This is a genomic window from Prodigiosinella aquatilis (assembly GCA_030388725.1).
Lineage (GTDB): Bacteria > Pseudomonadota > Gammaproteobacteria > Enterobacterales > Enterobacteriaceae > Prodigiosinella > Prodigiosinella aquatilis.
Genome location: CP128857.1, coordinates 2,346,141 through 2,366,709, shown reverse-complemented (window position 1 = coordinate 2,366,709; position 20,569 = coordinate 2,346,141). Strand labels below are relative to the sequence as shown.

The following is a 20,569-nucleotide window of genomic DNA, read 5'->3' as shown; positions in this document are numbered from 1 at the left end:
TATGATAGACCGAATAGACAGAGAGCAGGGTACTGATGTAGGTATTCGCACTTTTAGTAACCGAGATCAGCGTAAAACGCCATTTAATATATGACCCTCGGTAACGATAACGGTATCTTGTCAGTGTCCGAAATTACGGACTTACTTTTGCTTAATTTAACCCTGGTAATTCCATGACTTCACTACTCAAACATTCGTCACGATTAGGCATGTTGATCATACTGATGATTTTGGCAGGCTGCTCCAGCAAACCTCATTATAAGAAATATGACCCGCACGCCTATGATGATGAGATTAAGGAAGCTGCTGACAATTATAAAGTTGATCAAAAACTCATTAAGGCGATCATCCAGGTCGAATCCAATTTTAATCCGGAAGCGGTAAGTCCTTCAAATGCAATCGGTTTGATGCAACTTAAAGCGTCCACCAGTGGCTGTGATGCGTACCGTTACAAAGGTAAACGAGGCTGTCCTGATGACGACGATTTACTGGACCCGGAAACCAATATTGACCTGGGAACGGCGTATATCAGCTCGTTGCAACATCAGCAACTAAATTGGATCAACAATCCGGTCACGCGACGTTACGCAACCGAAGTGGCCTACGTCAACGGTGCGGGTGCATTGTTGCGGACTTTCTCAAGTAATCGGCAAGCTGCTATTCGGATGATTAATCAACTGACACCGGCAGCTTTTAGCTGGCATGTCCGTCAACATCATCCAGCACCTCAGGCACCGAGATATATGGCGAAAGTTGAGAAGGCCTATGCCGGTTTATAGTCGTTAACGTGTTAAATCGACGGCTGCGCTACGTGAATTCTAAGATTTCATCATGCAATGCAGCAGAATTCACGTAGCGCGATCACATAGAAAGACGAAAAATACGCAGCGAAAGGAGATAGTTGAATGATAACTAATTTGCTCACCAATTTTCCTGAAGCAGCTCTTGGAAGAGAGGCTGAAACTTTCGAAGTATTACTCACGCAGCCAAATATTCGAATCGAGAGAATTATTTCAACCGGACAATCAAGTCCACCAGGGTTCTGGTATTGTCAGCCGCAAAACGAGTGGGTAACGGTGTTACAAGGTTCTGCCGGTTTACGATTTGAGAAGGAATCTGATATGCGGGTAATGAAAACAGGTGACTTCGTGAATATTCCGGCGTTGTGCAGGCATCGTGTTGAATGGACAGATCCCAAGGAACCAACGATTTGGTTAGCCATTTATTATAGTCTAGATGCTTCCAGATGAGGCAGGAGAGTCATAATAGTTGTCTGGTGTGTCACTATGGATTGTATTTAACTTCTACGGAATTTGATGAGGTTCACGTCTATTTTTCTTTAAATATTATACTCTTATCATTCGCGAAGTGAATTTTAGTTCATGAGATGTCAATTTTAGTTTGTTTTTAAGACAAAATGACCATTTAAAGTTCACGAATTTAAATTTTTATTAATTGATAAAAATGAGATATATCTCACTAAAAACATCTCTTTATCTATTATAAAAGAAGGGGGGATTATCTTCGTGTGAGTATTATTGATAGCTGTATTCACCATGATGAACTAGTTAAGTGGTGCAACCAGCCTTCACCAGTATGCAGGTACATGATGTCCCCGCCCATTTTTGGTTAGGACCGGATTCATAAAAATCATATTTCAGCACATTTTCTGAGATAGGGAGACCATGGTCACGGTAGCTCACCGGTCTGAAATCAGGCCAGATTTAGGTATTTATCTGATTGTTCTATTGAAGTTTCTCAGGATTTTTGTAACATTCAAAGTTCGAACATTTTATCAGAGACAATATTTTTGAGGACGTTAGCGTGGTTACAGACTAAGTGTATTATATTCGCTGCAAGTATGATGTTTTTGCTTTACAGCAGTATAACTGTTGTCCTGAACGAAATATTTTGATAGAGATGTCAACATTGTCAGGCCTGCCTTATGAACAGATTTTATTTGGATGTGATATAAATTCCTTCTGTAGGGATTGTGATATATTAAATAAATGGATACATGATGAACATTCAAGAAATAAAAAAAGAAATATATGAGTTAATACAACTTGGCGATTTAACAGATAATTCATTTAGAAAACTCTTTGTCAATAAAAATGTTATCATTGGGAAAGAATGTGAACTCTGGGATTTCAAAGAGAGTTTTGATGGTAGCAAAGAAGCATATCTAAAGTTACTGAAGGCAGTAGCTAGTTTTTATAATTCCTATGGCGGATATATTTTTTATGGGGTAAAAGAATTAATTAAAGATACAAGCATGAAGGTTATAGGCGTGAATCAAAACATGATGGACAATCAAAAGTTACGAGGTCAGTTCGATAAGTTCTTTGGAAGAAGAATTGATTTAACATACTTTGATATTGAATATGAAGTCGATGATGGTAAACTCAATGTAGGTATTCTACATATACCTAAACGAGGTGTGCAGGATTCTCCGTTAACCCCTATATCTGATGGGGTTGGCTCAGGTAATGTACGAATATTATCTAAAGATTTTATATTCATAAGACGAGATGACCAATGTAAATCAGCTATTTCCTTAGATGACTTTAAATTTGTTAGTGGGGAAAGAGTACCAGATTATGGTATCATCCAAACAATAGTTAGAAAAAAAATAATTGAACATAATCTTCCAGATAAAAATCAAATATGCCCCATATTTATAGGGAGAATGGAAATAATTCAGGAACTATGGTCATGGTTATCAAATGATCTTCAATATACTAAAGTAATTGCAGCCGATGGCGGTAAAGGAAAAACATCAGTTGCATATGAGTTTTGTAGACTAATAGTTGAGTCTGGATCTGAGTTATTCGATCAGATAATTTGGCTAACAGCAAAATCAAAGCAATTCAAGGCAATATATAACAACTATATTGACACCCCTGAAATTCATTATTCTGATGTTGAAACATTACTATCAGAAATCTGCCTGAGAACAGGCTCACTTCCGGATGAAATAGCAGAGCTAAATTACTTACAACTTCAGCGACTGGCAAAAGAAAATCTTCAGATATATCGATATTTGATCATCGTAGATGATGTAGACTCAAATGAACCTGATGAGCAACGTCGTATTATGGAAATAGCTAGAGTAGTATCAAACTCTAGTTCTAGAGTGTTATTAACTACTAGAGTTAATAACATGTACTCTTCAGACTCTGCAATTATCCTCCCTGGGCTATCGGGTGAAGAGTATAAAAGATTAGTTCAAGAGCATTGCAGAAACCTTCACCTACAGCAATTTAATGAAAAAAACACATATAAACTTCAAGAAGTTTCTGAGGGTTCTCCATTATTTACAGAGTCAATTCTAAGGCTTTGCAAGCTTGGTTTATCATTAGATGATGCGATAAATGAATGGAAAGGCAAGAGCGGAGATGCAGTGCGTGTTGCAGCCCTTAGAAAGGAAGTAAAAGAACTCTCCCAAGAAGCAATTAAAATTCTTATTACAATTAGTGTTGTTGGCACATGTTCTAGAACCGAGTTAAGACAATATACAGATCTTGAAAATCATGATCTTGAACGAGCCATGGAAGATCTTGGTAATTTATTCTTAATTAAATCAATCAGCTTTATTGAATCGGAACCCAGATTTGAAACCTCATCTTCCATATCAAAATTAGTTATATCAATCAGTGATGAGATATTGCCTAATGCTGAAGAGTTTATTACACAAATAAATGAAATTTCTGTTGGGTTAAGCGACAACGCTAAGCTAAGATCAAATAATAGCGAAGTCGGTAAAGTAATTAGACAATGTAATTCTCTTATAAAAGAACAAAGATTTGATGAAGCCAGGAAAATAATCAAAGACATGTTAAAAAAACCCAGATTCAAAGAGAATTCGGATATTTATTTTATGGCTGCAAAAATACAATATGAAGATAATGAAGCAAAACCAGAATCTGTTAGAAAATTATTTGTAGAAGCATATGTCAAAGGTCAAAAAAAACCATTTTTCTTTGAAATGTGGTATCAAACTGAAATGAAATTTGGCACTGCTAACTCAAGATATGACGTCTGCACCAATGCTTTAAAAAATATTAACAATAATGATTACCAGTGGTGTGAGAGATACGTACATGCATGCCATGAACTAGCAAGAAATGCGAAAACCGACACTGTTGAATTAAAATATCTTGTCATGGGTTATGAATATGTAAATAACTTAATTAAAAATTCAAAACCACCTAAAAAAACAGAATTTATAAATCTAAGCAGAATATTGGTAGATAAGATATGGGAATTATCCATAAGCATTGGGAAATATGAAGTATCAGTTGTCATAATTATGAATGCAATTGATTTTGGCGACATTAGAAGCTCTACGTTTAGAAAGTTACTTGATTCTGCCAATATGATGTTATCAAGAACATCTATAAATACCGAAGAGAAAAAACACAAAAATGCATTAATAAATTCAATCCAGAAGGCTGTGCAATTTCTCCAGGAGTGTAATCCACCCAGGACGGATTTAGCAGAGAAACTGCATATAGCTTATGGCTTGCTTATCGAGTCTATAACGGAATAGTGTGCCAGAAACGAACGTTAATAGGACTGGGTCTTAGTAGAGCCACATTAGCAGCATTATTCGTTTTGAAAAAATTCTTTTGCGGAATAACGTGAAAAGAAATTATTGATAGAAGCAGAATGAATTAAGCTATATAAATGCGGATTGCTTATAGTGAACTAATGGGGCATCCGCAGTTCTTTATCAGAAAAGGGGTTAGAAGATCTTCATAGAAAAGATTTAGCAAGGTGTTTATTCATGAGTGTGATTCATAGATATCGTTTCAATTTTCTCAGCTCAAGTTCAATCTTATAATTCTGTTCCTGTATATGCTCTTCATTGCGTAGATAGTTTGCGTGTACGGCATCAGAGAGGGCATCAATTGATTTAGCTCCATGACGAATCTATATGAAGTTATTCATATTCCCAGTTCACGTCTCATTTAACATAATATACATTATGCGTACCAATGTGGGTTAAGACGGAATCTGACTCTGTGGTCAACATGAATAGTTCTCCGACCGTCAACCGCTTAAATCGCTTCTCAGTCAGCCAAAAACAAAACTCGCTCTGTAGAACTGGATGAGATTGGCGTTTCTCTCTTGTTCTAAAGTCGATTGGGATTTGAACGCGCAATTGTATTACTGGAATAAAGCTGTGAAGAATTTCCAAAAGGTAATCTGATTTGTTGAGGTAATCCACGCTCTTATTACAGACTATTTGGCGCAGTGACATGACCGTTTCGGCACACAGTTTCCGATTTTTATGAGTTCAGCGCTGTTTTCCTCTACAATGATAGCACCCTCTCTTTTATCAGGCCGATTCTCATGCCAGAACCCAGACTGACCCAGAAGGACATGACGGAAAGTGAACAGCGTCAACTTAAGACACTGCTCGATCAGGAAAGAAAAAAACACGGACGTCCGCTCACTAATTCTGAAAACAATCATATTAAAGATGACTACATCGATAACCTCATGAAGGAGCGCGAGACTGCCGCGAAGCAACTCACCGCTCGTAGAAAGAAAAACAAATTCAAACCTGATACTTCCGTGACTTACGAATGGTCTGCCAACATTCATCTGCGTGGCCGCCGATAGGTTTGTTATTGTTGACGATGTGAGTTTATGGCGGCTATGCCGTAAATTCACGTCGCTGGTCGCGTTACCTTTATTATCCAATATCTTATTGAAAAAACTGATTTAGTTCCCCTTCTCTATTCTCGCTGTTTCATGCTTGTTGGCGTTAATCATGATAACCGCTATTCTTATATAGAATAAGTAAATGTGATTTTTATTATATTTATCATATTGATACGATACATACCTCTCCAATTGGGAACCGTTTCAGAACCAGAAGGAGATTGAATGCCTGAATTGAGTTCAGCGTTGATAGTTTTTAGCGATTTGGATGGTTCTCTGTTGGACCACGATACTTATAGCTGGGAACCGGCAATTCCCTGGCTGGCCCGGTTACAACAGCATCAGGTACCAGTGATTATTACAAGCAGTAAAACAGCTGCTGAAGTGATTCCACTACAACGAGCAATGGGACTGCATGAGTGTCCTTTTATTGCTGAAAATGGTGCGCTTGTTACTTTACCGCACAGTTGGTCATCACACCCCGATTATCCCCGTAAGATTTTTAATGCTGATTATTCATTTATCTGCCAGGTATTAGGCACACTGCATAAAGAGTATCAATTTGATTTTCAAGGGTTCTCTGACATGGATGATAAGAAGGTCTCTGATATCACCGGTTTGGGGATCGAGGCGTCTGCGTTAGCCCGTCAGCGTGAAGCTTCTGAACCGTTGCAGTGGTTTGATGATGACATCGCTTTAGGTCGATTCCGGAAATTATTGGAGGAATACGGCTTGTCTTTGACACAGGGTGGCCGTTTTTATCATGTAATGGGACGTAGTGTCAGCAAAGGAAATGCCGTCAATTGGCTGACATCACAGTATGTGCAACAACGAAAAACAGACATGCTCACAATTGGGTTGGGCGATGGTCCGAATGATGTCTCAATGCTGGAATCCACTGATTACACTGTAATTATCAAAAACAAATCTCACTTTAACGTGACAGTGTCACAAAAAAATCATAATAGGATATACCTCACTCAGCAATCTGGCCCGTCAGGATGGAGTGAAGGCCTTAACCATTTTCTCGCTGATGGCGAGTCGATTATTTAACGTGAGGGGAACTGGTATGAGTGATTTTTATCAAGATGGCATTATTACGAACTTTCATAATCTTACTCAGCGCAGTGTGGAAGAGCTTGAATATGAACTACAGGTTTTTTCCGGGCAGAACAGTATGGGACTGATCCTCCCTTCCCTGTTTTCTGAACTGGAGGGACCGGCACTTAGTAAAATTATTGATCTATTGGCACAGGTTCCCTATCTCGGTGAAATAGTGATCGGATTAGATCGTGCCGATCGTGATCAGTTTGAACATGCACGCACGTTTTTCTCTCGGTTGCCACAACGGCACCGTATCTTATGGAATGACGGCCCTCGCCTTACGGCGTTAAGTCAGGAATTGGCCGAAAAAGAGTTGGCTCCGATGGAACCAGGCAAAGGACGTAATGTCTGGTTTTGTGTCGGGTATACTTTGGCTTCACGGCGTTCGTCTTGCATCGCTCTGCATGATTGTGACATTGTCACGTATGACCGTAGCATGTTGGCCCGGCTGCTCTACCCGGTCGCCAACCCAAACTTCCATTACGACTTTTGTAAGGGTTACTACGCTCGGGTAGCTGAAGGAAAGTTGAATGGGCGTGTCGGGCGTTTGCTGGTGTTTCCGCTGCTGAAATCGCTACGTAGTGTCTACGGTAATTCAGACTATCTGGAGTATATGCGCAGTTTCCGTTATCCCCTGTCAGGAGAATTCGCCATGCGCAGCCATGTGCTACGTAACTTGCGAATACCCAGTGATTGGGGGCTGGAAATCGGCGTGCTGTCGGAAATTTACCGAGGTACGTCAATCAGCCGCATCTGTCAGGTGGATATCGCTGATAATTATGATCACAAGCATCAGCCGATGTCGGAAACAGATCCAACGTCTGGCTTGCAACGCATGGCGCTGGATATCACTAAAGCGCTGTATCGTAAGCTGGCGATTCAGGGGGTGAATATTACTACGGATTCATTTCGAGTGCTGCGCGCCACCTATTATCGAACAGCGCTGGATATGATCGATGCATTTGAACATGATGCGCGTATGAATGGTTTGCATTTTGATCGCCATACTGAAGAGTCTGCGGTGGAATTGTTTTCGGATGTTATTACCCTATCCGGCCAGATTTATAGCGAAAGTCCCGGCGATAAACCGTTTGTTCCCAGTTGGAGCCGGGTTCAGTCAGCGTTCCCCGATATTCTGGAACGCCTTTATGAGGCTGTTGAGGCAGACAATCTGGAAATCAACGACGGATGAATATTCAGTGATTGCTACGGTATCACTTTACTGGATTTTTTGTATAAAGTGGCACAGAGTCATTACTGTCTTGCAACCAATCAGGGAGTTAAATGATGGAATATCGTCTGTTAGGCCACTCCGGTCTTAAAGTGTCAGTCCTGAGTTTGGGCACCATGACATTTGGCGGTCAGGGAAAGTTTGCGAAAACCGGAAACACGGACCTGCAAGGTGCGCGTCGCCAGATTGATCGTTGTATTGATGCCGGGATAAATCTGTTTGATACCGCTGATGTTTACTCCGGCGGTGAATCGGAAAGGATTCTTGGTCAGGCAATTAAGGAAAAACGCCACCAGGTGTTGATCGCCAGTAAAGCTCGTTTTCCCATGGGCGATGGACCGAATGACCGAGGGTCATCGCGCCATCATATTATTCGTGCTTGTGAAGCCAGTCTGAAGCGACTGGGTACGGATTATATCGACCTTTATCAATTGCATGAATGGGATGGACTGACACCACTGGAAGAGTCGCTTGACGCATTGGACTATCTGGTACGCAGCGGTAAGGTTCGTTATATCGGGATTTCCAATTTTTCCGGTTGGCACCTGATGAAAACGTTACATCTTTCTGAAAAATCAGGTACCGCGCGCCCAATAAGCCAGCAAATTCATTACACGCTACAGTCTCGGGAAGCAGAGTATGAATTGCTGCCTATAGCGCAGGATCAAGGCGTCGGCGTATTGATATGGAGTCCTCTGGCCGGTGGGCTGCTATCCGGGAAGTATCGGCGTGACCAGACACCCGATGGTACGACACGGCATCTGGAACACTGGAATGAGCCACCGGTTCGGGATGAAGGTTTGTTATACAATATCGTCGATGTGCTGGTCGAGATTGCCGGGCAGCATGGTGTTTCGGCGGCGCAGATTGCACTAGCCTGGCTATTATCTCGCCCGTCAGTCAGTTCAGTGATCATCGGTGCTCGTACAGATGATCAATTAGAGGATAATCTTAAAGCGGTGGATATTGTGCTTAACCCGCAAGAGATTGCACGGTTGGATGAAGTCAGTCGCCCGCCATTGATCTATCCCTATTGGCATCAGGCTCAGACCGCTGCGGATCGTCTTTCCCCCGCTGATTTATCGTTGATCGCCCCTTATCTGAAAAAATGAAATAGCCGTTAGAGGAAAACAGCATGATTATTTTTGTTACTGGTGCCACAGCCGGATTTGGTGAAGCCATTACCCGAAGATTTATTAAAGAAGGTCATAAGGTTATCGCCTGTGGACGTCGCCAGGAGCGTTTGGATGTACTGAAAGATGAACTGGGAGCGTCTCTGCATACCCTGCGTTTAGATGTTCGCAATCAAAAATCAATTGATCAGGCTATCACGTCGTTACCTGCTGCATGGCGTAACATCGACGTTCTGGTGAATAATGCCGGGCTGGCGCTGGGTTTAGAACCCGCTCATAAGGCTTATGTGAATGACTGGGAAACGATGATCGATACCAACAATAAAGGGCTGGTCTTTGTGACCCGCGCACTGTTGCCTGATATGGTGAAACGTAATATTGGTCATGTTATTAATATGGGTTCCACTGCGGGTAACTGGCCATATGCCGGCGGCAATGTGTACGGCGCCAGCAAAGCGTTTGTACGTCAGTTCAGTCTGGGGCTGCGTGCCGATCTGTTTGGTACTCGTGTGCGAGTGACCAATATTGAACCAGGACTGGTCGGTGGTACCGAGTTCTCGGCAGTGCGTTTTAAAGGTAATGAGGACAAAGTTCATCAAACTTACGATAAAGCAGACCCTCTGATGCCAGATGATATCGCCGAAGCGGTATTTTGGGTGGCTACTCTGCCTGCACACGTTAACATCAACACACTGGAAATGATGCCGGTCAATCAGACTTTCGCTGGGTTGAAGGTGTATCGAGACGAGTGATGGCGTGGGTTTTACCCTAATACGGCTTACTTCAGCCGATTTTTAGAGAAAACATCACGTTTGGTTTCCAGAGGGACACTGAGCGTGATGGGTACATTAGGGTACTTAAATGGAAAATTCATCCGATCCTCTGCCTACATGGCACGCACTCCCGGTCGAACAGACCTTCAGTATACTGAAAAGCTCCGACGACGGCCTGTCATCGACGGAAGCCTTGGCTCGGTTGAGCAAGCACGGGCCGAATCATATCGAGCGCAGACCACGCCGCGGTGTGCTTAAGATCCTGCTGCGTCAGTTGTCCGACCCGTTAATCTACGTGCTGATCGCCGCCGGGCTGATCGCTGCGTTGATGGGCAAGGTTACCGACGGAGTGGTCGTTCTGACGGTCGTGGTGATCAACACCTTAGTTGGTTTCGCGCAGGAAATGCGTGCGAGCAAAGCTATCGAGGCATTGAGCAACTTAATGCCGCAGCAGGCAACTGTCACGCGCGACGGCGATTCGACCGTTGTACCCGCACATGAACTCGTACCTGGCGACGTGTTGCTACTACAGCCAGGCGATCAGGTGTCGGCCGACGTCCGGCTGTTTGAAACCAACGGGCTACAAGTCGAAGAAGCAATGCTTACCGGTGAGTCGGTGCCAGCAAGTAAGTTCGAAGCACCGGTGAAGGCCGAGGCGGTGCTTGGCGATCGGCGCTCAATGGCGTTCGGCGGCACGCTGGTCGTTGCTGGCACCGCGAAGGGCATTGTCATCGCCACCGGTGCCCGTACCGAACTCGGCCGCATTTCGCAACTGCTGAGCGAAACGGTCGAGCTGGAGACGCCGCTGACACGCCGGCTAGGCCACATGGCGCGGACGATCACGCTGGGGATCGTGATGGTCGCCGTGCTGATCTTCGTCGTCGGACTGCTGCGAGAGTACCCGTTGATCCACAGCGCACTGGCGGCGATCACGCTGACGGTTGCATCAACCCCCGAAGGGCTGCCAGCTGTGATCACGATCGCCTCGGCGATCGGTGTGCGACGGATGGCGCTGCGCAAAGCGATCATCCGCCATTTGCCTGCAGTGGAGACGCTCGGCAGCATTACTGTCATCTGTACCGACAAGACCGGAACGCTAACGCGCAACGAGATGACCGTCAAAGCGCTGTGGACACCGACGGGAACCGTCGCAGTTACTGGAACCGGTTATGCGCCCGAAGGTGAACTGCATAATAACGATGATTTGGCACCTGCCGCGTCCGCAGTGGCGACCGAACTGCTGCGCGCTGCTGTTCTTTGCAACGACGCCACGTTGGAAAACGATGGCGGTCGCTGGAAGATCGTCGGCGACCCTACCGAAGGTGCGCTCGTCGTTGCCGCGCGCAAGGCGAAGCTCAATGAAGACGAGCTGCGCGAGGCTTACGCGCGCTTGGACGAGATTCCCTTCAATTCCGAACAGCAGTTCATGGTGACTTTACATACCAACGCTAAGGGTGGCCAGCTGGTTTGCATCAAGGGTGCACCGGAGGTGGTGGCCAAGCTGTGTCCGGTGATTGATGGTCAGTCGATTGAGTTCGACATTGTCCAAGGGGCAGCGCATTCACTGGCTGAACGCGGCATGCGCGTGCTTGGTGTCGCCACTGCCCAGGTCGACACTATCCCGAGCCTCGAAGACGCCACATGGCGGCGTGAACTGCGCCTGCTCGGTCTGGTGGGAATGGTCGATCCACCCCGAGAAGAAGCTATCGAGGCCGTTCGCGCCTGCCAGCGCGCCGGTATTGTAGTAAAGATGATGACGGGCGATCATCCGGCTACCGCACGTACGATCGGCTCCCTGTTCGGGTTATTCGACGGCGAAGGTGATGGTGCACAAATTGTTACTGGCCACCAGATCGAGACGACCTCCGATGCCAATCTCGTCGCCCTGGTACGTAAGACGCACGTGTTTGCGCGCGTGGAGCCCGAACACAAGCTACGGCTCGTCAAGGCACTGCAGGCCGATGGCCAGGTGGTAGCGATGACGGGCGATGGCGTCAACGACGCGCCGGCACTGAAACGTGCTGAGATCGGCGTGGCCATGGGAATAAGTGGCACGGCGGTGGCTAAGGAAGCCGCCGACATGGTGCTCTCCGACGACAACTTTGCTTCGATCAGCGCGGCGGTGGAAGAAGGCCGCCGCGTCTATGACAACCTCTTGAAGTCGCTCGCCTTCATCCTGCCGACGAGCCTTGGGCAGGCGATGATCATCTTGGTTGCCGTGTTATTCTTCCCGATCGTCGACGGACATTTGCAGATGCCGATCGAACCGGTGCAAATCCTGTGGGTCAACCTTGTCGTGGCGATCGCCCTCGCCTTACCGCTCGCGTTCGAAGCCCGAGAACCGGACCTGATGGACCGCCCACCAAAACCACCGGACGAACCGTTGATCGGACCTTTCCTGGTTTTTCGCACGTTTTTGGTCGGCGCACTGATGACCATGGGTGCAATGAGCCTGTTCTTCTACGAGTACCACTCCGACCTCGCGGCCGGCATTGCGCCCGTGCTCGCGCGTTCGCAGACAGTAGCCGTTACGACGATAATCCTGTTCCAGTGCGCTTACCTGCTGAATTGTCGGTCGCTGACGGAGAGTGCGTTCCGCATTGGGCTGTTCAGCAACCTCTATGTCTATTTCGGGATCGCCGCCACGCTCGTACTACAATTGTGCTTCGTCTATATGCCGCCACTGAACGCACTGTTCCACACCCATCCACTCGACGCGACGGACTGGATCGCACCCACGCTAGTCGCGCTGGCCGGGCTACCGGTGCTGTCGCTCGAAAAGCACTTCTGGCGTCGGCGAGGTAAGTCCGCACACGACGCAATGGCAACGCAACGAGAGGCACGAAGACCATGAACGAGTCCGATCCCGTCAATCGCCAGAAACCATCTGCTGCGGGCTTCTGGTCCGAGCGTGGATTGTCCAACCTCGCATTGCTCGCGCTCACCGTTCTGGCATTGCTGCTATGCTATCTGATCGCGCGACCATTCATTACCTCACTGGCTTGGGCCACGGCGCTTGCGGTGATCGGCTGGCCGCTGCACCGTTGGATTGTCCGTCGCATTCACTGGCCCACTGCCGCGGCCTCGCTGTCCGTCACCATACTCTCGTTGCTACTGATAGTGCCGTCCGGCATGGTCATCCCCAGCATGATCGACGAGGCTCTCAGCGGATACAGACTTCTCCGGACACAGATCGAGTCCAATGTCTGGGACGAAGCGCTCTCTCAGCATGTCTGGATCGCACCGGCATGGGAGTGGCTGCGACAGCGCCTGGATCTCGGCGATTTGTTGCAGCGTGCGGGATTGGTGCTGACTGCGATCGGTTCTTTTACGGTAAAGTCATCGTTCGTGGGAACGATCAAATTCGTTCTGACGTTCTTCTTCCTCTTCTATTTTTTGCGGGATCGTGACGAGTTGCTTGCGAGCGTTCGATCTTTGTTGCCACTGTCGCAGACCGAAACGGAACGGGTCTTCAGCGTGGTCAGCGACACTATCTTTGCGACGATGTATGGCAAGGTGCTCGCCGGTATCGTCCAGGGTGCTCTCGGTGGTCTCATGTTCTGGTGGCTCGATCTGCCGGCGGCTTGGTTTTGGGCGATCGTAATGGGGTTGCTGTCGATTATCCCGCTGCTAGGACCACCGATTATCTGGGCACCAGCAGCACTGCTCCTGCTGCTCAACGGTGAATGGGGACATGCATTGCTGCTGGTGGTCTGGGGCGCGGCCGTGGTCGGGCTCGCGGACAACCTACTCTATCCGATCATCGTCGGCAAATACCTGCGCTTGCATACTGTGCCGCTGCTGATTGCGCTGATCGGCGGGGTCGTCGTGTTCGGCGTGGTGGGATTCTTTGTCGGTCCAGTCGTACTCGCGCTTACCATGGTGGCGTTCGAGATCTGGCGTGCGCGAGCTGGGAGCTCATCAACCTGACCGGCACTTGTGACGTAACAGCGCCAAGTTCAGTTCGCTACATCCATTATCCAAGTTATTAACTTACAATTTTCCCGTTTTCTGAGATGAATATATTAGGATTTTCCCTGCGTTTTTGATATTTTCACCAAGCGGATGATGGTTTCATCAATATCAGGAATGGTATATCTCCTTCGTTGCTAAATAATCGCTTGTATTTAACCAATTGTATTAACAAAGCTGTTCTGTCAGGGTGACAACATGAATCGAAAATTTCCCACATCATTGCTGCGAGCCTTGATTCCTCTGTCGCTGGTTGTGTTTGCTGGTATTAGTACTCCCAGCATTGCTGAAACACACCAGATTATTATTGATAATGGTAATAGCGCCATATCAAAAGAAGCTGTTCGTCAGAGTAAAGAAGATCGGAACGAGACTCGAAATCTACGCAACAAAAAAGTGAAGATCGAAGAAAAATTGGCAGATCGTCAGTTAAGAAATATCGATCGTGAAGATAGGGCGCTTGATTCTGCCGAAAGATGTAAAAACAGCAGCAATTTTAACGCCTACTGGGAAAACTCTTCCGCACGTTGTCTGGACCGTAGAACCGGTCGTCCGATTAATCCGTAAACATGTCACCTGCTTCCTGTTCCTTTTTAGAACAGGAAGCAATGATAGCCCGAACATTTTTTCGATACCGTAACCGCTATTGATTGATGGCGGAAAGATCAATATAAGAAGACAAATCCCGCTGTTCCGCTCGAGGCAAATAAGGTAATTCGCCTAGCTGTGGTGCCGGGATTTTTTTACGCAGTGCAGTAATGATGTCAGCATAATTAGCCAGACCAGGATTGATACGGTTAGCTACCCAACCAACCAGTGGCAGACCATCATTTAATATGGCCTGTGCGGTTAACAGTGCATGGCTGATACAACCCAGCTTGATGCCAACCACCAACACGACGGGTAATTGTTCCTGCACGACCCATTCAGAGTATATACGCATGTCGTTCATGAGCGTACGCCAGCCGCCACTGCCTTCGACAATGACCACATCTGCCAGATTACTAAGTTGTTGCAAACCTTCAGTCATGGCACTGTAATTAATCAGTGTTTCGCTGGCACTGATCTCATCTTCCAGTAGAGCAATTGGATTGATGAGATTATAAGGAAGGTCCAACGTTGATGCTTGTTGCAGAATGAGCGCATCTTTGCTGCGCAGCCCTTCTGCAGTTTCCATGCACTCTTTGGCTATCGGTTTATAACCCACTACCGCCTTTTGGGTTTTCGATAGCGTTTGTAATAACGCTTTGGATACAACCGTTTTACCTACGGCGGTATCAGTACCAGTAACAAACATGCGTTTTAACATGAAAACACCACTCCAGAAGTACCATCTGAAAACATAGACCAAAAGCCTAAACAGACTGCTGAGAACCAAAGTCTAGGCTAAGGGAGATCAGAGCAGTTTGCGTTAGCTCAATGTTTTGTTTTTCAGTGGAAATCAATGGTATTTCTGCGAAAAGTCTGACTAGGAAGATTATCCCTGTAACAGTTTCACCAACAGCGATCCGTTATAGAGCGCATCTTTGACCAGTGCAGCACCCGGCATCGTGCCCTGGTTATAGAAATAAGTGGCTTCTACGTGAAGATTATGACTGTACGCGGGCAACGATTGTTGTTGAATACACGCCATAATTGCCGGATAGAGAATACCGGACGCCTTGTTCAAGGGCGAGCCTACCAAGATTTTCTCAGGGTTAAACAGGTTTACCATAATGGCCACGATGCGACCGACATTGTTCCCTACCCCGATGATAATGTCCTTTGCCAGTTGGTCGCCTTTTAGTGCTGCTTCGCACAATGAATCAACCGTAAGAGGTAATCCATGTAATAGGGAACTCATGGAGGTATTAAGACGTTGTTGGGCTAGTTCCAGCATGTTTTCAGTGCTGGCAACGGTTTCCAGACAGCCATGATTACCGCAGTAACAACGTTTGCCATACGGGTCAACTTGCGTGTGGCCAATTTCCACCAGATTACGACTGCCAACATGCAGAATCCGCCCATCGGTGATAATACCCGCCCCTACGTTATGATCGATAACAATCTGAATGACATCCCGACATCCACGGGAAGCGCCATACAATGCTTCCGCCATTGTCCAGGCGCAAATATCATGCTGTAAGAACACAGGAACGCCGGTTCGTTGTGATAATTCCGGGCCGATGGCCATCTCTTCGACATCATAAAATGGCATCCGGTGGATAATGCCAGTGGTCGAATCGATCATCCCTGGCGCAGTAATAGCAATCGCCGTGAGACGTTCGAGCTTTTTCTGATGCCGAATGAAGAACTGATCGATTTCCAGCAGAATTCGATTCAGTAATGGCTGTGGGTGTTCTGTGGGTAATGATACCGTCTCTTCAACCACCAGTTTACTGCTCAGATCACGCAGCGCCAGGGTAATGATATTGCGGCTGATCCGGATTGAAAGGTAGTGCCAAGCCTCGGTATCCAGTATCAGTCCGATGGCGGGACGCCCCCGACTGCCAACATCCTGATACTCCGTTTCCTGAACCAGGTGGGCTTCCATCAGTTCCCGGACAATTTTGGTAATGCTGGCTGGTGCGAGCTGAGCCTTTTTGGATAATTCTATGCGTGACACGGGTCCATATTGATCAATCAATCTATAAACCGTTCCCGCATTCATCTGCTTGATTTGATCAATATGTCCGGGCTGACCGCTGGCTATCACTCTGACCTGACTCCTGGTTTTTAACGCATTGTTGGTATTTTTTACACTGCAAAATAAAAAAACTGTCGCTATGGTGTAGTTTTTATGAAAAGCCGTCAAATATTTGATTCGTTATGTGATTCGCTGCACACATTTACGACATTATTGACGCAGCATAAGTGAAATAAGTGTCTGGGCGGCTGTATTGATTGGCCGATTTCGATGAGTAACCAACCACACTTCACTGATAGCATCCTGTTCAGACAGCGACAGATATTTCACTCCATCCACGCGGATACGCATAAATGATGCGGGAAGAAGAGAAACGCCCAATCCTGATGACACCAGTCCAACAATGGTCATTGCTTCACCGACTTCCTGCGTAATATACGGTGTGATGCCATAGTTTTTCAGCAAGGTCAGCATCTCATCGTAAAGCGCAGTGCCGACTTCACGGGCAAAAAAAACAAAAGGTTCGTTTGCCAACTGCTGAATGCTAATGGTTTTACCCGATGTCGACGCGAGCGGGTGTTCCTCATGAACCACCGCAACCATCGCTTCATGCAGTAACAATTGATGGCGCAGTGCATCCGGCAAAGGATTGTTACGCATTACCCCCAGATCAAGTTTGCCGCTGAGTAAGGGTTCAATTTGCTGCTTGGTATTGGTTTCCTGCATTTGGATATGCACTTCCGGGTAGGATTGACGGAAGTGCAGCAAACTTTGTGACACGGCCTTGATAAATGGGGCTGACGAAGTAAAACCAATATTCAGTTCACCGATCTCTCCCCGCTGGATACGGGCAGCCCGCTCTGCGGCCTGATTGACCTGATTGATGATCGCCCAGGCTTCTTTTAGAAACTGAGTGCCGGCTGGCGTCAAACGTACAGTTCGATTGTTGCGCTCTAATAGCCTGGCGCCAATCTGCGCTTCCAGTAATTGTATTTGCTGACTCAACGGTGGTTGGGAGATCCGCAGTTTTTCAGCTGCGCGTCCAAAATGTAGTTCCTCAGCGACCGCGATGAAGTAGCGAAGATGTCGTAGTTCAATATTCATATTTTAAACATATCATTTATTATGATTAATATATTATACAAAACAATCTACTAATCCTATGATCCCCATCACTAATTGATTATTGCTGTACCAGCTTGGATAAGGATTTATTTTGAGTACCCCGCTGTCTTCCCAGGGAATGTCGGTTTCCGTCATTGATGACATTCAGGATTATCGTGAGAAACACACGTTCGATCACAAAGCTAAAACCCCTTTTATCAAACGAGGTACTCCCGCTTTTATGCGAGTCACACTGGCATTGTTTTCCGCTGGTCTGGCGACATTCGCGTTGCTGTATTGTGTACAACCCATTCTGCCTGTGCTTTCGGCCGATTTTGGTATATCGCCGGCAACCAGCAGTCTGTCATTATCTATATCTACCATTATGTTGGCGGTCGGTTTACTGTTTACCGGTCCGATATCGGATACGGTAGGACGTAAAAATGTAATGGTGGTTTCTCTACTGCTGGCATCAATCTGTACCCTGATTAGTACCTTTATGACCAGTTGGCATGCCGTATTAATTATGCGTGCCATGCTTGGATTATCGCTGAGCGGCGTTGCCGCCGTTGCCATGAGTTACCTTAGTGAAGAAATACATCCCAGCGTATTGGCTTTTTCCATGGGGCTATATATTAGTGGTAACTCTATTGGGGGAATGAGCGGTCGTCTGATTACCGGTGTATTGACCGATTTTTTCTCATGGCGAGTAGCTGTAGGTGCTATCGGAGTATTGGCATTACTGGCAGCGTTGACCTTTTGGCGCATTCTGCCGGAATCCCGCCATTTTAGAGCCGGATCATTACGACCCAAATTCTTACTGGTTAATTTAAAACTGCACTGGCGGGATGACGGTCTACCGCTGCTGTTTGTTGAAGGGTTCCTACTGATGGGCACCTTTGTCACGCTTTTCAATTATATCGGTTATCGCTTGCTTTCCGCCCCGTACAACCTGAGCCAGGCTGTCGTTGGTTTACTGTCAGTGGTCTATCTCACCGGCACCTACAGTTCACCTCGTGCGGGAGCCATGAGCGTCCGATTTGGCCGTGGACCCGTATTAATCGCGGCAGTATTACTGATGATGTCTGGTTTAATTTTGACGATTTTTTCATCATTAGCGATCATTTTGATCGGTATGATGCTGTTCAGCGCTGGTTTTTTCTCGGCTCACTCAGTCGCCAGCAGTTGGATTGGTATACGTGCTCGACGGGGTAAAGGACAGGCATCATCAATGTACCTGTTTTTTTACTATCTTGGTTCTAGTCTGGCGGGTACCACCGGCGGTATTTTCTGGTATGCCTATGGCTGGACGGGGGTTACGTTATTCCTGATAGTCTTGCTTTTCATTGCATTGTTTATCAGCTATCGCCTCAAATTACTGCCGCGCCTGTCATAATAGGGGTCAGTTTGGATATCGAAAATTATTGTACGTTAAGCTCGTTTTTTGAGCGACTGTACATGGTGTAGAGTGTGTGTGTCGCTGGGGAAAGTTACAGAGAGTGGGGAAGAGGCCGAGCCTGTACATAAATTTGTGTAATTGCCTGATTTTGATATGTTCAATCCAGCATCAAATGAAGGTTAATTTATGGACGAAAAACAATTGCAGGCTCTGGCCAATGAACTGGTCAAAAATCTCAAAACCCCTGACGATCTCAGCCAGTTCGATCGCCTGCTGAAGAAAATCAGCGTTGAGGCGGCTCTTAACGCCGAAATGTCCCACCATCTGGGCTACGATAAAAACCAGCCTAAACCAGCTGCCAACTCCCGCAACGGCTATTCCACAAAGACCGTTACCACCGGCGATGGTCCTCTGGAACTATGCACTCCGCGCGATCGTGATGGCTCTTTCGAACCGCAACTGGTGAAGAAAAACCAGACCCGGATCACCGGGATGGATAACCAGATTTTATCGTTGTACGCCAAAGGGATGACCACCCGCGAGATAGCAGCTGCGTTCAAAGAGCTGTATGACGCGGATGTCTCCCCTGCACTGGTATCGAAGGTCACCGACGCGGTGATGGAGCAGGTTACCGAATGGAAAAATCGTCCACTGGATGCTGTCTATCCCATTGTTTATCTTGACTGTATCGTTCTGAAAGTCCGGCAGGACAGCCGCGTCATCAACAAATCCGTGTTCCTGGCGCTGGGTAGGCCAGAAAGAACTGCTGGGTATGTGGCTGGCTGAGAATGAGGGTGCGAAGTTCTGGCTGAACGTGCTGACAGAACTGAAAAACCGCGGCCTGAACGATATCCTCATCGCCTGTGTCGACGGCCTGAAAGGCTTCCCGGACGCCATCAACACGGTGTATCCGGAAGCCCGCATCCAGCTGTGCATCGTGCATATGGTGCGCAACAGCCTGCGGTTCGTCTCCTGGAAGGACTACAAAGCCGTCACCCGCGATCTGAAAGCCATCTATCAGGCCCCCACGGAAGAAGCAGGTCAGCAGGCGCTTGAAGCGTTCGCCAGCGCATGGGACAGCCGCTATCCGCAGATAAGCCGGAGCTGGCAGGCAAACTGGACCAACCTGGCGACGTTCTTCGCTTACCCGGCAGATATCCGCAAGGTGATCTACACGACGAATGCCATCGAGTCGCAGAACAGCGTGATCCGGCATGCCATCAAGAAGCGCAAGGTGTTCCCGATGGACGATGCAGTGAAAAGGTGGTTTGGCTGGCAATCCAGGCGGCATCACAGAAATGGACGATGCCGCTGAGGGACTGGCGTATGGCGATGAACCGCTTTATTATCGAGTTCGGTGACCGCCTGAACGGTCACTTCTGAGAAAAGGCATTTACACAGAATCGTGTACAGGGTCACAAACTACTGCTATATTAAATATTAACTTCAGTTAACTTATTTATATAAATCAATACTTTAACAATACTCTAACCAACTGTTATTCAGGGATTATTATGTCACTACTTACCCCCGGAATGTTGCTATGAGATAGAC

15 protein-coding genes and 3 pseudogenes are annotated in these 20,569 nt (G+C 46.7%); 13 read left to right on the top strand and 5 right to left on the bottom strand.

From position 1 onward, the window contains the following. Positions 1-173: 173 nt before the first annotated feature. Together PCO85_11085 and PCO85_11080 are read left to right on the top strand one after the other, a co-directional pair. Positions 174-779, top strand: a complete 606-nt coding sequence (locus PCO85_11085; protein ID WJV55878.1) for a transglycosylase SLT domain-containing protein — start codon at positions 174-176, stop codon at positions 777-779. 126 nt (positions 780-905) lie between these two features. After that, positions 906-1,250, top strand: coding sequence for a cupin domain-containing protein (locus tag PCO85_11080; protein ID WJV55877.1), 345 nt, complete (start codon positions 906-908; stop codon positions 1,248-1,250). A gap of 325 nt (positions 1,251-1,575) precedes the next feature. Here the strand turns inward: PCO85_11080 and PCO85_11075 are convergent. After that, a pseudogene (locus tag PCO85_11075) lies at positions 1,576-1,712 on the bottom strand (IS3 family transposase). Between the two features lie 305 nt (positions 1,713-2,017). Here PCO85_11075 and PCO85_11070 point away from each other — a divergent pair. Further along, the gene (locus PCO85_11070; GenBank protein ID WJV55876.1) at positions 2,018-4,552 is read left to right on the top strand and encodes a putative DNA binding domain-containing protein; all 2,535 of its coding nucleotides are present in this window, start codon (positions 2,018-2,020) and stop codon (positions 4,550-4,552) included. Positions 4,553-4,800: 248 nt separating this feature from the next. On the opposite strand, the pseudogene PCO85_11065 reads toward PCO85_11070, so the two are convergent. After that, a pseudogene (locus PCO85_11065) lies at positions 4,801-4,902 on the bottom strand (IS481 family transposase). A gap of 456 nt (positions 4,903-5,358) precedes the next feature. On the opposite strand from PCO85_11065, the gene PCO85_11060 reads away from it, so the two are divergent. From PCO85_11060 to PCO85_11025, 8 genes are all read left to right on the top strand, one after another. Then, on the top strand, positions 5,359-5,631 hold the full coding sequence (locus PCO85_11060; protein WJV55875.1) for a DUF3811 domain-containing protein: 273 nt from the start codon (positions 5,359-5,361) through the stop codon (positions 5,629-5,631). 267 nt (positions 5,632-5,898) lie between these two features. Further along, complete coding sequence (locus tag PCO85_11055) at positions 5,899-6,726, top strand: mannosyl-3-phosphoglycerate phosphatase-related protein (GenBank protein ID WJV55874.1); 828 nt, start codon at positions 5,899-5,901, stop codon at positions 6,724-6,726. Between the two features lie 16 nt (positions 6,727-6,742). After that, complete coding sequence (locus tag PCO85_11050; GenBank protein WJV55873.1) at positions 6,743-7,969, top strand: glycosyl transferase; 1,227 nt, start codon at positions 6,743-6,745, stop codon at positions 7,967-7,969. Between the two features lie 95 nt (positions 7,970-8,064). Then, the gene (locus tag PCO85_11045; protein ID WJV56060.1) at positions 8,065-9,120 is read left to right on the top strand and encodes an aldo/keto reductase; all 1,056 of its coding nucleotides are present in this window, start codon (positions 8,065-8,067) and stop codon (positions 9,118-9,120) included. A gap of 23 nt (positions 9,121-9,143) precedes the next feature. Beyond that, positions 9,144-9,893 (top strand): bifunctional NADP-dependent 3-hydroxy acid dehydrogenase/3-hydroxypropionate dehydrogenase YdfG, encoded by a 750-nt coding sequence (gene ydfG, locus PCO85_11040; protein ID WJV55872.1) that lies wholly within the window; start codon positions 9,144-9,146, stop codon positions 9,891-9,893. A gap of 109 nt (positions 9,894-10,002) precedes the next feature. Further along, complete coding sequence (locus PCO85_11035; GenBank protein ID WJV55871.1) at positions 10,003-12,768, top strand: HAD-IC family P-type ATPase; 2,766 nt, start codon at positions 10,003-10,005, stop codon at positions 12,766-12,768. Continuing rightward, positions 12,765-13,844 (top strand): AI-2E family transporter, encoded by a 1,080-nt coding sequence (locus PCO85_11030; protein WJV55870.1) that lies wholly within the window; start codon positions 12,765-12,767, stop codon positions 13,842-13,844. The genes PCO85_11035 and PCO85_11030 overlap by 4 nt, the downstream gene beginning before the upstream one ends. A gap of 240 nt (positions 13,845-14,084) precedes the next feature. Then, a complete protein-coding gene (locus tag PCO85_11025) occupies positions 14,085-14,453 on the top strand; it encodes a DUF1283 domain-containing protein (protein WJV55869.1) in 369 nt (122 codons plus the stop codon). A gap of 76 nt (positions 14,454-14,529) precedes the next feature. Here the strand turns inward: PCO85_11025 and bioD are convergent, their stop codons facing one another. The 3 genes from bioD to PCO85_11010 form a co-directional block, all read right to left on the bottom strand. After that, complete coding sequence (bioD, locus tag PCO85_11020; GenBank protein ID WJV55868.1) at positions 14,530-15,195, bottom strand: dethiobiotin synthase; 666 nt, start codon at positions 15,193-15,195, stop codon at positions 14,530-14,532. 168 nt (positions 15,196-15,363) lie between these two features. Beyond that, the gene (locus PCO85_11015) at positions 15,364-16,581 is read right to left on the bottom strand and encodes an ROK family transcriptional regulator (GenBank protein ID WJV55867.1); all 1,218 of its coding nucleotides are present in this window, start codon (positions 16,579-16,581) and stop codon (positions 15,364-15,366) included. 141 nt (positions 16,582-16,722) lie between these two features. Beyond that, positions 16,723-17,616 (bottom strand): LysR family transcriptional regulator, encoded by an 894-nt coding sequence (locus PCO85_11010; GenBank protein WJV55866.1) that lies wholly within the window; start codon positions 17,614-17,616, stop codon positions 16,723-16,725. Positions 17,617-17,755: 139 nt separating this feature from the next. On the opposite strand from PCO85_11010, the gene PCO85_11005 reads away from it, so the two are divergent. Together PCO85_11005 and PCO85_11000 are read left to right on the top strand one after the other, a co-directional pair. Further along, positions 17,756-19,012: an MFS transporter gene (locus tag PCO85_11005; GenBank protein ID WJV56059.1), complete on the top strand. Its 1,257-nt coding sequence runs from the start codon at positions 17,756-17,758 to the stop codon at positions 19,010-19,012. A gap of 189 nt (positions 19,013-19,201) precedes the next feature. Continuing rightward, positions 19,202-20,398, top strand: a pseudogene (locus PCO85_11000) (IS256 family transposase). Positions 20,399-20,569 lie beyond the last annotated feature (171 nt).

Excerpts from the sequence above, each read along its gene's own strand:
- PCO85_11035 (WJV55871.1), top strand. The coding sequence starts at position 10,003 with ATGGAAAATTCATCCGATCCTCTGCCTACATGGCACGCACTCCCGGTC.
- PCO85_11060 (WJV55875.1), top strand. The coding sequence starts at position 5,359 with ATGCCAGAACCCAGACTGACCCAGAAGGACATGACGGAAAGTGAACAG.
- PCO85_11045 (WJV56060.1), top strand. The coding sequence starts at position 8,065 with ATGGAATATCGTCTGTTAGGCCACTCCGGTCTTAAAGTGTCAGTCCTG.
- ydfG (WJV55872.1), top strand. The coding sequence starts at position 9,144 with ATGATTATTTTTGTTACTGGTGCCACAGCCGGATTTGGTGAAGCCATT.
- PCO85_11030 (WJV55870.1), top strand. The coding sequence starts at position 12,765 with ATGAACGAGTCCGATCCCGTCAATCGCCAGAAACCATCTGCTGCGGGC.
- PCO85_11010 (WJV55866.1), bottom strand. The coding sequence starts at position 17,616 with ATGAATATTGAACTACGACATCTTCGCTACTTCATCGCGGTCGCTGAG.
- bioD (WJV55868.1), bottom strand. The coding sequence starts at position 15,195 with ATGTTAAAACGCATGTTTGTTACTGGTACTGATACCGCCGTAGGTAAA.
- PCO85_11070 (WJV55876.1), top strand. The coding sequence starts at position 2,018 with ATGATGAACATTCAAGAAATAAAAAAAGAAATATATGAGTTAATACAA.
- PCO85_11080 (WJV55877.1), top strand. The coding sequence starts at position 906 with ATGATAACTAATTTGCTCACCAATTTTCCTGAAGCAGCTCTTGGAAGA.
- PCO85_11025 (WJV55869.1), top strand. The coding sequence starts at position 14,085 with ATGAATCGAAAATTTCCCACATCATTGCTGCGAGCCTTGATTCCTCTG.
- PCO85_11050 (WJV55873.1), top strand. The coding sequence starts at position 6,743 with ATGAGTGATTTTTATCAAGATGGCATTATTACGAACTTTCATAATCTT.
- PCO85_11085 (WJV55878.1), top strand. The coding sequence starts at position 174 with ATGACTTCACTACTCAAACATTCGTCACGATTAGGCATGTTGATCATA.
- PCO85_11055 (WJV55874.1), top strand. The coding sequence starts at position 5,899 with ATGCCTGAATTGAGTTCAGCGTTGATAGTTTTTAGCGATTTGGATGGT.
- PCO85_11005 (WJV56059.1), top strand. The coding sequence starts at position 17,756 with ATGTCGGTTTCCGTCATTGATGACATTCAGGATTATCGTGAGAAACAC.